The following is an 11,295-nucleotide window of genomic DNA, read 5'->3' as shown; positions in this document are numbered from 1 at the left end:
CCCCGCAAAAAATCATTGGCCCTGCCTGCACACCTTCAAATTTTCGTGTATTATTTCGCCTTTCCGTTGGCCTGGTAGCTCAGTCGGTAGAGCAGAGGATTGAAAATCCTTGTGTCGGTGGTTCGATTCCGCCCCAGGCCACCATTCTGCTGTTCCAGCACGTTCCAAAGCATCCCAAAACGCAAATAAATCAATGTCTTAGGTCAGAAATGACACCTAGGACGTATCACTGCGTTCCGCTATATCCCGCATTTGTCTGTACCCCAGTTTGTACCCCACAATGATTTCTTGAAAATCGACATCTGGGGGTACAAGTCATGGGGCTTCTGAGCGAAACTCAGATCAGAGCGGCCAAGCCCGGCCTGAAAGAATACATGCTGAACGACGGGGACAACCTGTACCTGCGTGTGCGCGCTGCGGGCAAGGCCTGGATATACCGCTACATGCGGAATGGTAAGACCATCAAAATGGGCATGGGGCCATACCCAGAAGTTACTCTTGCGCAAGCCAGGGCTAAGGCCTTTGGAGCCAACAGCCAGCGGGCAAACGGGCTGGATCCGAAAGAGGTTCAAGACCAACAAGCCGAACAGGAGCGTCTTGCACAGCTGCATACCTTCGATCTGCTGGCGCGAGCCTGGCACACCAGCGCCACCAAAGACCGGCGATGGTCGGAGGATTACGCGCAGAAGGTCATACGGCATCTGGAAATCCACGTTTTTCCGTGGGTCGGCCACAAGCCGATTGAGACGATTTTGCCCACAGAGATTGTCCAATGCCTGCACCGCCCTAAGGATCGCGGCAATCTGGAAACCGCCCAGCGTGTGCGGGAAGTTGTCCAGCATGTGTACCAGTATGCCGTAGACATAGGCGCCCTGGAACCGGCCAAGAACTTCGTCAACAAGAACACCGGCGGCCTGCCTCCACCCCGCAGCCGGCATTACGCAGCCATCACGGAACCGGCGCAGCTTGGGCAGTTGCTGCGCGATATTCGCAACTATCACGGTCACTTCATCACCCGCTGTGCCTTACGTCTGGCACCGATGCTCTTCCAGCGCCCAGGCCAGATCAGGCTCGCTGATTGGGAGGACATCAACTTCGAGGTTGAAATATGGCGCTGCCCGCCTGAAAAAATGAAGATGCGTGAGTGGCAAAAACGAGATAGCCGCACGCCCTCACACTTTGTCCCGCTTCCGCGTCAGGCTTTGGAGATTCTTGAAGAGCTGCGCCCCTTGACCGGCCCAAGCGGCCCCGTATTCCGCAGCATGTCGCGCCGCTCGGAGACAAGCCGCTATATCAGCGACAACACCATCAATGTCGCGCTACGCACCATGGGCTATGACACCAAGGAAGAAATCACAGGGCATGGCTTCCGTGCGACAGCGCGCACCATGATCCGCGAACACCTGGGCTGGGACCCGGATGTCATCGAACGGCATCTGGCCCACGCCTCGGATGAAGAGCTTGGCAGCAGCTACGACCGTGCAGCCTTCATTGCGCAACGCAAAGAGATGGTGCAGCAATGGGCCGACTTTCTGGATGAACTGGAGGGCGGAAAACTGCCTGTGCCTGAGGACAACATACTGCAATTTATCCGCCGCCGGCCAAAGCGCGAATTACGGTTTGGAACATGAACAGGCATTACACCGACGGCGAGAATCCCCTAAACAACCTTCCCGCTGGACCAAGACCCTTGGCCCAAGGAAAGACAGACCGAAAAACAATTCTGGAGATGCAGCAATGCTAAAATACGGACACGCACGTGTCAGTCTATCGAACTTGACGGAGGGGGCCATGAGTCGGTCCACAACTAGCACCATCCACCGCATACGCCGCACTTCTGAGCCTGTTCCAGGCCAAGTCAAAGTGCTGGAAGGAGAGGCGCTGCTCAAGGACATGCGCGCCTACCGAAAGAAAGTCACAGCATCGCCCGATGCCGCTCGCAAGTTTCTGATTGAACTTGGCGTGCTTACTCCCGACGGCAAGCAAAAGCGCCTGATCCGTGGTTAACAACTCCTGGCTGTTGTACCAGGCGCAACCGTCCTTCGTCCTAGGATTTCACGGAACAGAACACCAGACGGTCAATACACTGATTGTTGATCCAACGCAGCATCTCAAGCAGAGTGCCGGCAAGCACGAATGGTTGGGGCACGGCATCTATTTCTGGGAGAACGACCCCTTACGGGCGCACGAGTGGGCCAGCACAGGCAACGCAAAAGCGAAGATTGAGGTACCCGATGCTGTCGGCGCTATCCTTGACCTTAAACTGTGCCTTGATCTCACCACACGTTCAGGGCTCAAAGAAGTTGCTGAAGCCTACGAACTCCTGTCAGAAAGCTATGAGGGATTGGGAATCAAGTTGCCCGCCAACATCGGCGGCCCCGACAAGCTCCGGCGCGAGCTCGATTGCCAAGTCATCACAGCGGTACACAAATACCGTAGCGATAAAGGGCTGCCGCCATACGACTCGGTTCGCGCACCATTCAGGGAAGACGCCGAACTGTACCCCGGTGCCGGATTTCATCGGCGCACTCACATCCAAATAGCGATCCGCAATCTGGACTGCATCAAAGGGTACTTCCGCCCGATCCCACGATAAGCCTGTAATCTCCAACAGGAAACCTCATGAACGAACCTCTCTCCGAGGTCATCCGCATCCGGGTGACCCCGTCTCATGCTGCGCGCCTGGGCGAGGCAGCCGCCTTGTCCGGGCTGTCCCTCTCTAACTATATAAGGCGGCGGCTATCCGCCGACGACACGCTGCAGGAAGAACTGACGCTATTGCGTCAGATCGTGGCCGACCTGGGCCACCTGCGCGATACCCGCGTGGCCGCTATCGAAACCGCCCATCTGCTGCGGGCCATGGCCAAGCCAGAACATATCGCCGTCGCACAGCAGACGCTCCTGCAGCAGCGCTGATCCCTCCCCCAGGCCTGCCTACGGCCACCTGCTTTACCCCCTTCCCGGAGACTTCCCCATGCACACCCCTCCCGCCCTGCGGGCCGGGGCGCTGGCGCTTGCCTGCGTTCTGGCTCCTGCCGCCCATGCCGCCGGCACCCTGGAAGTGCTCACCGGTGTTCCCCGCCTGGCCTGCGAAGCGACGCTATGCCTGTCGTCCAGCCTGCGCCCTGGTGAGTGCAGCCCTTCCCTGGACCACTACTTCGGCATTAAGAAATTCAACAAGCACGGCCTGGATTGGGCGGCGACCGTGGCGGCCAGACGTTCCTTTCTGTCGGAATGCCCAGCAGCCAGTGACCCGGGCATGCCTGAGCGCGTGGATGCGATTTCCCGCGGTGCTGGGAAATGTGATGCCGAGTTTTTGAACCGTACCTATGCCGCCACTGCGTACAAATGGCGCAAGCGCGAATACGGAGGTGACAGCGGGCAGACAGTCTATGAAGTCTATCCGCTTCCCACGGTCACGCTCACCCAACTACCCACCTATTGCGTCGTCTACAACGATCACGCCTGGACGCATGAGCTGTCCGTTCGCTATGTGGGCAAGCCCGCCATGGGCGGGCGCTGGGTCGAGGCCAAGGGCTACGAGGCGGCGCAGGCCAAGTGGGATGCCGATCACAACGGGGTATGGGCCAGCGGCTGGAATTTCTCGCTGACCGACCCCAGGCGACGAAACGGATACTGAGGAAACGCGCGATGATCGCAGAACTTGCCGCCCTGGCCCTGAGCTGCGCGCCCGATATTCACCCCATCACGCTGCATGCGCTCATTCGTCATGAATCCCGCGTCCAACAGTACGCCATCGGCGTGAATCACAAGGGCCGACATCTGCCAAGGCAACCCCGCACACTTGCCGAAGCCACCGCAGCGGCCCAACGCCTGATTGAGCAGGGCATAGACTTTGATGCCGGGCTGGGCCAGATCAACGTGCGCAACTGGGCTTGGCTGAAGCTGGATGCCACGACCGTCTTTGACCCCTGCCGCAATCTGGCGGCCGCGCAAACGGTGCTGGCTGATTGTTATGCCAGGGCTTTGCCCGGCCGCAAGGACCCGCAGCAAGCCTTACGCGCAGCTCTGTCCTGCTACAACACCGGCAATTTCAGCCGAGGCTTCGGCAACGGTTATGTCGGCAAGGTGCTGACCCAAGCCCGGATTCAGGTGCCGGCACTGGCCCCATTGGAAATCGAGCCGAAAAGCTCAACGTCACAAGATAAGCCTACGGAACCGGCACAGCCGCCCCAACAGGAACCGCCGCCCCAGGCCGAAGGCACGCCCGACGGTTTCAGCGCCAACCCGGCCACAGACGGCTTTTCCCAATCACGCGACAGCGACCCCGCCGCCAATCAGCACCCGGACGCCTGACGCCCAGACTGCTTCACCCCCCTCGCTTCTTCACCCAATGCCCCGCGCCGCCCGGCGTCCGAGGCAGGAGCCTTTATATGTCTCTACTGAAACGCATCAAAAGCGCTGCGCCGTTACTGCAACTTATCAACAAACTTACGACAGCCGCCCTGCTGCTTTGCATCCATCAGACTGCATCAGCCCAATCCATCGGCGGGCTTTCACGGGCGCGAACCACCCTGCAGACGCTACGCGACAACCTGGATGTCATTCTGCCGATTGCCGCCATCATCATCGGCATCATAATCTTCGTGCTGTATTCCGCCGAAGTGATGCGCAAGGACGACGCCATCCGTTGGGGGATCGGCGTGCTCCTGGCCGGGTCCGCCGCCGAACTGGTGGTGCTGCTCTGGAAGTAAGCCATGACAGAGAATACCTACCCGGTCTTCAAGGGGCTGGGGCGCAAGGCCACCTTCATGGGCATCCCGACCAAGCTGCTGCTGGGCGCCTTTGCGTGCGTGGCCATGATCGCCATGACGGCGGGCCTGGCCTGGTGGGGCCTGCTGTTCGTGGTCATGCCCGCCCTGGCCGTCCTCACCCGCGACGACGACAAAGCCCTGGATGTGATCTGGCTTGAACTGAAAACCCGCCGCCGCAATCGCAATCAACGCTTCTGGCAGGGTTCCAGCTACGCCCTGCAGGGCTATCACCGCCGCCGCCCCTGGCGCACGCTCATCAAATAAAGGATGCCCCATGACTGCTGCCGCCACCTTCGCCATGGATGAACGGCGGGTTTCACGCTACCTGCCTTATTCCCACCATGTCACCGATCAGATCATCGCCTGCGATAACCACGAGTACCTGGCCGTCATCAAGGTCGCGGGCCGCGCGCCCGACGCCTATGCGCCAGCCGAGCTGAAGGACTGGATCGAAGCGCTGCATAACGTGCTGCGCGGTCTGCCCATGGGTTCGGTCGGCCTCTACTCGCATATCGTGCGCCGCCGCGTCACCGAGTACCCGCAAAGCACGTTCAGCCAGCCTTTCGCCGCCCGCTTTGACGCCGCTTACCGGGCCACGTTCGACGCTTCGGGCCTGATGGTCAACGATCTGTACCTGAGCGTTCTGGTTCACCCAGTGCAGGATCCCGTCCTTGGCACCTTCGCCAGCCTGGAGAAAGCCGACGCCCAGCGCATCGCCCACTGGCAGGGGGAATCCATCGAGCGTCTGGGCGGCATACTGCGCACGCTGACGGCGGGCCTGTATCGCTATGACCCGCAAACCCTGGGAATCGTGGATCGCAAGGGCTTTGCTTTCAGTGAAACCGCCGAGTTCCTGGGCTTCCTGCTGTCTGGTCGGCATCGGCCTGTGCCTGTCAGCTGGGAGCGCTTGCGCGACACCCTGCCCTACGCCAGACCGATTTTCGGACGCCATGGCGAACTGGGGGAACTGCGCACCGTCGCAGACTCGCGCCTGTTTGGAATGATGGAACTGCGCGACTACCCCGAATGCAGCAAGCCCGGCCACCTTGACCGGCTGCTGGGCCTGCCGCATGAGTTTGTGCTCACCCAGTCATGGGGCAGCCATACCGGAGCCGCCGCCAAGAAGCTGGTCAAGAAGCATCACAAGCTGCTGGTCGATTCTGGAGACGATGCCGACAGCCAGATCAGCCAGCTGACTCAGGCGATGGACGACCTGACTTCCAGCCGTCTGGGGCTGGGTGACCATCACGCGACCCTGCTGCTCTATGGCGACACCGCCGAAGGGGTGCGCCAGGCGCTGGCGCAGACCGCAACGGCTCTGGCCGAAGACGCCATCGGCTTCAGGCCGCTGGAACGGGCGCTGGAAGCCGGGTTCTGGGCACAACTGCCGGGCAACTGGCACTGGCGGCCGCGCCCGGTGCCCATCACCTCGCTGAACTTTCTGTGCTTCTCCAGCCTGCACAACCAGCTGACCGGCAAACCGGCGGGCAACCCCTGGGGGCCGGCCGTCACCCTGCTCAAGACCCGGACCGGCAGCCCCTTCTTCTTCAACTTCCATGCGTCCATCGAAGACCTGGATGAAACCGGCAAGCGCCGCCCGGGCAACACCATGATTATCGGCATGACCGGCACCGGCAAGACTGTGCTGCAGGGCATGCTGCTTACCCAGGCGCAGAAGTTCGGCGCAACCTGCGTGGTTTGGGACAAAGACCAGGGGATGCAGGTGCTCATCATGGCGCTGGGCGGCGACTACTTCAATATCCGCCTGGGCGAAGCGACCGGTTGGAACCCGTTCCAGATGGAACCCACCAAGGGCAATGTCGCGTTCATGGTGCGCCTGGTGGTGTGGCTGGCCGAACGCCGCGGCGAAGCCGTCAGCACACGCCAACATGTCGACATTACCCAGGCCGTGCAGCAACTGACCACGCTCATCGACCGGGAAGCCCGCACGCTCTCGACGCTCAATACCCTACTGCCCAATCCCTACAGCGAGGATGACAGCGCCAGCACCATTCACGCCCGGCTGGCCTCCTGGTGCCAGGGCGGGGAATATGGCTGGGTGTTCGATAACCCTGCCGACGAACTGAGTCTCGCCAGCGACGGCGGCACGCCCGCCCTGTTCGGCTTTGACCTGACCGAGCTTCTGGACGACGACGCGGTGCGAGGCGCGGCCACGATGTATCTGAAGCACCGCATCGACGCTCTGCACGATGGCCGACGCATCATCAACTTGTACGATGAGTGCCAGCATCCGCTAAAGGACCGGCATTTCCAGGAGGACATGCAAGACGCCAGCCGTACCATCCGCAAGAAAAACGGCGTGCTGGCCTTCGCCACCCAGGAGCCCGGCGCAATCACAGAGAACCCGGTCGGCCCTTCTCTGGTGCAACAGACGGCCACCTTGATTCTGCTGCCCAACCCGAGGGCCCGTGCCCGCGATTACATCGAAGGATTCGGTTTGACCGTCGCCGAGTTCGAGCTTTTGAAAACGCTGGGCGAGGCCAGCCGCAAGTTTCTGGTCAAACAAGGCTCCAGCGTCACCGTCGCCCAGCTGGATTTATCCGGCTGCGACGACGAACTGCTGGTGTTCTCCGGCAGCCCCGACATGGCAGAAATTGCAGAACAGGCCGTCGCTCGGGCCGGAACAGACCCCACCACCTGGCTGCCCGTTTATCTCGACACCGTCCGGCAAAGCCGCCAGAGCACGACCAACGCATAGGAAGATAAGCCATGAAACAAGACAACTACGACCGGGGCAAGGAACGCGACGCAATTGAAGATAAACAGCGACAAGTACAGGCTCGCGATGATCTGCAAGCCGCCAAGAATCAGGACTTCTACGCCCGCCTGGGGCTGGAAGCCCCGGATACCCACCCACCGGAAGATGCCTTCATCGTTTCCATTCATGCCGAACACTGGACGCATGAAGACCTGGAGGCAGGCGAAACCTATACCCGCGACATTGAACTAGACCGCGCCACGCTTGATGCCGATGATCTGGTGCGCCATGCACGGGATTACGGTTTGGCCGAACCCTCGTGCAGCGACCCACGGATGAACCCTGAAATCTGGTTTCGCTCTACGTTCCCCAGCGAAGATCGTGCCTATTTTGAGCAAGGTGTAGAGAAATATTACAGCCTGCATGTGCACGAAGTGAATGGTCACCCACCCGCCCCGGAAGACTATCAACGGGTCGCCGACCTGATTGGCGTGCGCTTCGATCGCGCGCTAGATCTGCCTCAACGAGAGGAACAGGAGGGGCCGGACCTATGCCTGTGAAGCCCGACAAACTGCAACGCAGCCTCACTCGCACTGAGGCCACAGGTATGGCGGCGGAACATTCTGAAACCTTTTGAGCGTGCCTACTGGCTTACAAAGGCCAGGGCCGCTTGCAGCGTGGCCATCGCCTGGGCAGCGTTCAAGCGCGACCAGCCTTATCCTGATAACCGCTCACCATAGGAACATCCCATGAATCGAAGGCATTTCATCACCGCTGCCGGCGCAGCCACCCTGCTGACCGTCCTGGCCGGATGCAAGACGGAACCGGACGGTGAGAAATTCATCGGGCATTGGTATTCCGATAACGGACGCTACCCCCCCACTTTGGTACGTATCGAACGTAACGGCGACCGTTTCCTGTTCACGGAAACTGCATGGAATAACCTGGGCAAAGTCGGCTATCGCTCCAACAGCGCCCCGGCGGTGCTCAAGAGCGCCGACAACATCCTTGTGGTGGCCGATAACACTCAGGTCGCCTACAAAGAAGCGGATGATGAAATTGTCTCCAACAGCCTGAAGGCTCGTCGTATCACAGAGGCCGAATACCAGGCCGCCATCTCGAAAAAGTAGACCCTTCCCGCTCACACCGAGCGCGGCACCCGAATACGGCGACTCTGCGCGCCGTCATTCTTTCCCGGAGCTTCCCCATGACACGCTACAAATTTCTTGCGGCGGGCGTAGCCCTGTCCGCTGCTTTCCTGAATCCGGCCTACGCCAGCGGCATTCCTACCGTTGACGCGGCCACTATCGCCCAATTGCAGGAGCAATTACTGACGGCCCGCGACCAGTTGCAGAACCTGACGGAGCAACTGGCAACGGCAAAAAGCCAACTGGCCGCTTTCACGGAATCCAGCGGCTACGGCAATCTGACAAATGATTACGACATCCGCAATCAGCTTCGCGCCGCCCTGCCCTCCAACGCCGATGATCTTCTGAGCCGCGCCGGTAGCTCAAGCTTGAACGGTGATGTATCCCGCATTACAGATGATGTGATGGCCCCGGTGGATTTCCAAGAGGATCGCCAGGAGCTCTCGAAGCGCGCACTGAACATTGAGGCCACCGCAAAGGCCATGAGCGAACGGGCCTATGACTCCATGACACGCAGGCTCTCCAGTGTTGATACCTTGCAAGACAAAATCAACCAGACCACCAACCCGAAGGAAATTGCCGAGCTACAGGCCCGTATCCAAATTGAACAAGCCAATATTGCTGCAGAACAGACTCGTATTCAGCTTGCCGCCCAGCAACTGGAAGCGGAGCGGCACCTGCTGCAAGCCCGGGCGGAACGGGTATACGGCGGCTGGTTCGGGAACGGCAGGGGGTCAGACGCAACCGCCGATACCGCTGAATAGGGCGTAGCATCATGGCCAGTCTCACCCCAGCCGTCGCGCCACCACCAGCCCCCAGCGAAATCGCGGAATGGGTTATGAACCAAACAGAAAGCGTCTTGGCTGATGCCGTGACCGGTCCGATGCAAGCGCTGTTTGAAGCCCTCATGCCGGTGATTGTCGTGGGTCTCACACTTCAATTCGTGGTGTACGCCTTTGCCCTCATGCACGGTCAGAGCAATATGACGGTGACTGAGTTCTTCCGTAAAGCCATTCTCGTTGCGATTATTTCCATGATTTTTGGTGTGGGCGGACTCTACCAAAGCGATATTGCCAACACCATGATCGCTTTGCCAGACGATGTCAGCCAACTGGCGCTGGGCACAGGCAACGTCGCACTGGAAGTAGACAGGCTGCAAAATGAAACCAGTGAAGCGTCCAACGCCATGCTGGGCGCAAGCAACCGACCCTGGTACAACTTCATGCCCTCAACAAGAGAGGTGCTGGTCAGTATCTTGGCAACGCTGCTACGGATCAACGCCGCCGTAGTGGGCAGCATCATCATGGTAATCATCGTGGTCTGTAAGGTAGGGATGGCGCTGATTGTCGCTGCGGGCCCGATATTCATTGCTGCCACCCTATTTGAGCCTACGCGGCAGCTGTTCAACAGCTGGATATCACAAGCCCTGAACTTCATCTTCCTGGCCTTGCTCGCCGGGCTCGTCTTCGGCCTCATCCTGCAGATTAACATCCAGTTGATCCGCATGATTGCTGACCAGATAGAAACCGGCATGACGGACGTGCTCTCGCTGTTCGGCGCGCAGGTGTTGGTAGGCGCGGCAAGCCTGGTCATCATGGTCATGATCCCCGGCCTCGCCGCCGGTCTTTCCAACGGCTTCGGCGCTCAGCTTGGTGTTGGCTCCGCTGCCCGTGGCGCATTCTCCATCATGCGACTGCGCAACATGCTGCGGCTACGCGCCAAGTAGTCAAACCGCCTTCTCGGCCCACATCGGGCCAGCCCCTTTCCATCCTCACCTTTCTGCCAGCCCGGCAGGACAGGAGCCTTTCCCATGCAAAAACGCTTTGCCGCCCTGGCGCTGGCCGGGCTGTTGGCTGGCTGCGCCTTTCACGCGCCCCAGCCGCCCCAACCCGCTGATGCTCCGCGCGTTCCGGTCAACGCCACGCCACCGATTACCCAAGGAGTCTGAGCCGTGTCAGAAGCCCTTAAATCGGAAGACATCGCCGCCTGGCTGGAAGAGTCTCGCGGCCTGGAGCGCGACCACCTCGGCGAACTCGTTAGAAGCCGCAAACGCGCCTGGCAGGTTGCCATCGGCGCGGGCCTCATCGCTTTCGCGTCCGTCCTGGCCGTGGCTGGACTCGCCCCCTTGAAGCAGCCCCCGGAAATGTATGTGGTGCGGGTCGATAACGCCACCGGCGCCATCGAGCATGTCAGCACCCTGGGCCAACCCATGGAAGACTACGGCCAGCGCATAGCCAAGTATTTCCTGAACGCCTATGTGCTGAACTGTGAAAGCTATAGCTGGCAGACCATTCAGGAACAATTCGACACCTGCGCCCTGCTATCTTCCGTCCCCATCCAGACGCAATACGGCCAGCGGTTTGAAGGGCCGGATGCCGTCACAACCCGCCTGGGCACTCTGAGCACGGTCGATGTGCAGGTTCATTCCATCACCCTCGGGGCAAACCAGTCGGCCATTGTCCGGTTCACCAAGGCAGAGCGGGAAGTCACCACCGGCAACATCACCAAGGTCCGGCATCTAATTGCCACCATGGCCTATCAGTACGCCGATGTGCCGCTGACCGAAGTAGTCGCCCGCCGCAACCCGCTGGGTTTTCAGGTGATGCGCTACGACCTGGCTGCCGACCTGTCGCGCTGACACCGGCATGGATCA

At 60.1% G+C, this 11,295-nt stretch carries 15 protein-coding genes and 1 tRNA gene; all 16 read left to right on the top strand.

The window, feature by feature from the left end:
- Nucleotides 1–68: 68 nt before the first annotated feature.
- The 16 genes from LOL23_RS16300 to LOL23_RS16225 all read left to right on the top strand — a co-directional run bounded on the left by LOL23_RS16300 (nucleotide 69) and on the right by LOL23_RS16225 (nucleotide 11,280).
- A tRNA-Phe gene (locus LOL23_RS16300) sits at nucleotides 69–144 on the top strand.
- Nucleotides 145–317: 173 nt separating this feature from the next.
- Nucleotides 318–1,631 (top strand): tyrosine-type recombinase/integrase, encoded by a 1,314-nt coding sequence (locus LOL23_RS16295; protein WP_237173932.1) that lies wholly within the window; start codon nucleotides 318–320, stop codon nucleotides 1,629–1,631.
- Nucleotides 1,632–1,791: 160 nt separating this feature from the next.
- Nucleotides 1,792–2,007 carry a hypothetical protein gene (locus LOL23_RS16290; protein WP_237173931.1) on the top strand — a complete coding sequence of 72 codons (216 nt, stop codon included), beginning with the start codon at nucleotides 1,792–1,794 and terminating at the stop codon, nucleotides 2,005–2,007.
- Entirely contained in the window at nucleotides 2,000–2,596 is a 597-nt protein-coding gene (locus LOL23_RS16285; protein ID WP_237173930.1) for a hypothetical protein, read from the top strand. Before LOL23_RS16290 ends, LOL23_RS16285 begins: the two co-directional genes overlap by 8 nt.
- Nucleotides 2,597–2,622: 26 nt before the next feature.
- A complete protein-coding gene (locus LOL23_RS16280; RefSeq protein ID WP_237173929.1) occupies nucleotides 2,623–2,916 on the top strand; it encodes a plasmid mobilization protein in 294 nt (97 codons plus the stop codon).
- A gap of 58 nt (nucleotides 2,917–2,974) precedes the next feature.
- Nucleotides 2,975–3,640, top strand: coding sequence for a TrbM/KikA/MpfK family conjugal transfer protein (locus LOL23_RS16275; RefSeq protein WP_237173928.1), 666 nt, complete (start codon nucleotides 2,975–2,977; stop codon nucleotides 3,638–3,640).
- Nucleotides 3,583–4,317 (top strand): lytic transglycosylase domain-containing protein, encoded by a 735-nt coding sequence (locus LOL23_RS16270; RefSeq protein WP_237173927.1) that lies wholly within the window; start codon nucleotides 3,583–3,585, stop codon nucleotides 4,315–4,317. Before LOL23_RS16275 ends, LOL23_RS16270 begins: the two co-directional genes overlap by 58 nt.
- Before the next feature lie 77 nt (nucleotides 4,318–4,394).
- Nucleotides 4,395–4,715: a TrbC/VirB2 family protein gene (locus LOL23_RS16265; protein WP_237173926.1), complete on the top strand. Its 321-nt coding sequence runs from the start codon at nucleotides 4,395–4,397 to the stop codon at nucleotides 4,713–4,715.
- A 3-nt stretch (nucleotides 4,716–4,718) separates the two neighbouring features.
- Nucleotides 4,719–5,039 (top strand): VirB3 family type IV secretion system protein, encoded by a 321-nt coding sequence (locus LOL23_RS16260; protein ID WP_237173925.1) that lies wholly within the window; start codon nucleotides 4,719–4,721, stop codon nucleotides 5,037–5,039.
- Nucleotides 5,040–5,049: 10 nt separating this feature from the next.
- Nucleotides 5,050–7,494 carry a VirB4 family type IV secretion/conjugal transfer ATPase gene (locus LOL23_RS16255; RefSeq protein ID WP_237173924.1) on the top strand — a complete coding sequence of 815 codons (2,445 nt, stop codon included), beginning with the start codon at nucleotides 5,050–5,052 and terminating at the stop codon, nucleotides 7,492–7,494.
- 11 nt (nucleotides 7,495–7,505) lie between these two features.
- Nucleotides 7,506–8,054 (top strand): hypothetical protein, encoded by a 549-nt coding sequence (locus tag LOL23_RS16250; RefSeq protein WP_237173923.1) that lies wholly within the window; start codon nucleotides 7,506–7,508, stop codon nucleotides 8,052–8,054.
- A 189-nt stretch (nucleotides 8,055–8,243) separates the two neighbouring features.
- The gene (locus LOL23_RS16245) at nucleotides 8,244–8,624 is read left to right on the top strand and encodes a twin-arginine translocation signal domain-containing protein (protein ID WP_237173922.1); all 381 of its coding nucleotides are present in this window, start codon (nucleotides 8,244–8,246) and stop codon (nucleotides 8,622–8,624) included.
- Nucleotides 8,625–8,701: 77 nt separating this feature from the next.
- Nucleotides 8,702–9,406, top strand: coding sequence for a TrbJ/VirB5 family protein (locus tag LOL23_RS16240; protein ID WP_237173921.1), 705 nt, complete (start codon nucleotides 8,702–8,704; stop codon nucleotides 9,404–9,406).
- A 74-nt stretch (nucleotides 9,407–9,480) separates the two neighbouring features.
- On the top strand, nucleotides 9,481–10,368 hold the full coding sequence (locus tag LOL23_RS16235; RefSeq protein ID WP_237173920.1) for a TrbL/VirB6 family protein: 888 nt from the start codon (nucleotides 9,481–9,483) through the stop codon (nucleotides 10,366–10,368).
- Nucleotides 10,369–10,452: 84 nt separating this feature from the next.
- Nucleotides 10,453–10,590 carry a conjugal transfer protein gene (locus tag LOL23_RS16230; RefSeq protein WP_237173919.1) on the top strand — a complete coding sequence of 46 codons (138 nt, stop codon included), beginning with the start codon at nucleotides 10,453–10,455 and terminating at the stop codon, nucleotides 10,588–10,590.
- A gap of 3 nt (nucleotides 10,591–10,593) precedes the next feature.
- Nucleotides 10,594–11,280, top strand: coding sequence for a VirB8 family type IV secretion system protein (locus LOL23_RS16225; protein WP_237173918.1), 687 nt, complete (start codon nucleotides 10,594–10,596; stop codon nucleotides 11,278–11,280).
- Nucleotides 11,281–11,295: the final 15 nt, after the last annotated feature.

Source organism: Paracandidimonas lactea (genome assembly GCF_021653995.1).
Lineage (GTDB): Bacteria > Pseudomonadota > Gammaproteobacteria > Burkholderiales > Burkholderiaceae_B > Allopusillimonas > Allopusillimonas lactea.
The sequence above is the reverse complement of the archived record's forward strand: the minus strand, read 5'-3'. Positions and strand labels throughout refer to the sequence as shown.

What these genes read in the sequence shown, in the direction of transcription:
- LOL23_RS16295 (WP_237173932.1), top strand. Translation starts at nt 318, where the DNA reads ATGGGGCTTCTGAGCGAAACTCAGATCAGAGCGGCCAAGCCCGGCCTG.
- LOL23_RS16290 (WP_237173931.1), top strand. Translation starts at nt 1,792, where the DNA reads ATGAGTCGGTCCACAACTAGCACCATCCACCGCATACGCCGCACTTCT.
- LOL23_RS16280 (WP_237173929.1), top strand. Translation starts at nt 2,623, where the DNA reads ATGAACGAACCTCTCTCCGAGGTCATCCGCATCCGGGTGACCCCGTCT.
- LOL23_RS16275 (WP_237173928.1), top strand. Translation starts at nt 2,975, where the DNA reads ATGCACACCCCTCCCGCCCTGCGGGCCGGGGCGCTGGCGCTTGCCTGC.
- LOL23_RS16270 (WP_237173927.1), top strand. Translation starts at nt 3,583, where the DNA reads ATGGGCCAGCGGCTGGAATTTCTCGCTGACCGACCCCAGGCGACGAAA.
- LOL23_RS16265 (WP_237173926.1), top strand. Translation starts at nt 4,395, where the DNA reads ATGTCTCTACTGAAACGCATCAAAAGCGCTGCGCCGTTACTGCAACTT.
- LOL23_RS16260 (WP_237173925.1), top strand. Translation starts at nt 4,719, where the DNA reads ATGACAGAGAATACCTACCCGGTCTTCAAGGGGCTGGGGCGCAAGGCC.
- LOL23_RS16255 (WP_237173924.1), top strand. Translation starts at nt 5,050, where the DNA reads ATGACTGCTGCCGCCACCTTCGCCATGGATGAACGGCGGGTTTCACGC.
- LOL23_RS16250 (WP_237173923.1), top strand. Translation starts at nt 7,506, where the DNA reads ATGAAACAAGACAACTACGACCGGGGCAAGGAACGCGACGCAATTGAA.
- LOL23_RS16245 (WP_237173922.1), top strand. Translation starts at nt 8,244, where the DNA reads ATGAATCGAAGGCATTTCATCACCGCTGCCGGCGCAGCCACCCTGCTG.
- LOL23_RS16240 (WP_237173921.1), top strand. Translation starts at nt 8,702, where the DNA reads ATGACACGCTACAAATTTCTTGCGGCGGGCGTAGCCCTGTCCGCTGCT.
- LOL23_RS16235 (WP_237173920.1), top strand. Translation starts at nt 9,481, where the DNA reads ATGAACCAAACAGAAAGCGTCTTGGCTGATGCCGTGACCGGTCCGATG.
- LOL23_RS16230 (WP_237173919.1), top strand. Translation starts at nt 10,453, where the DNA reads ATGCAAAAACGCTTTGCCGCCCTGGCGCTGGCCGGGCTGTTGGCTGGC.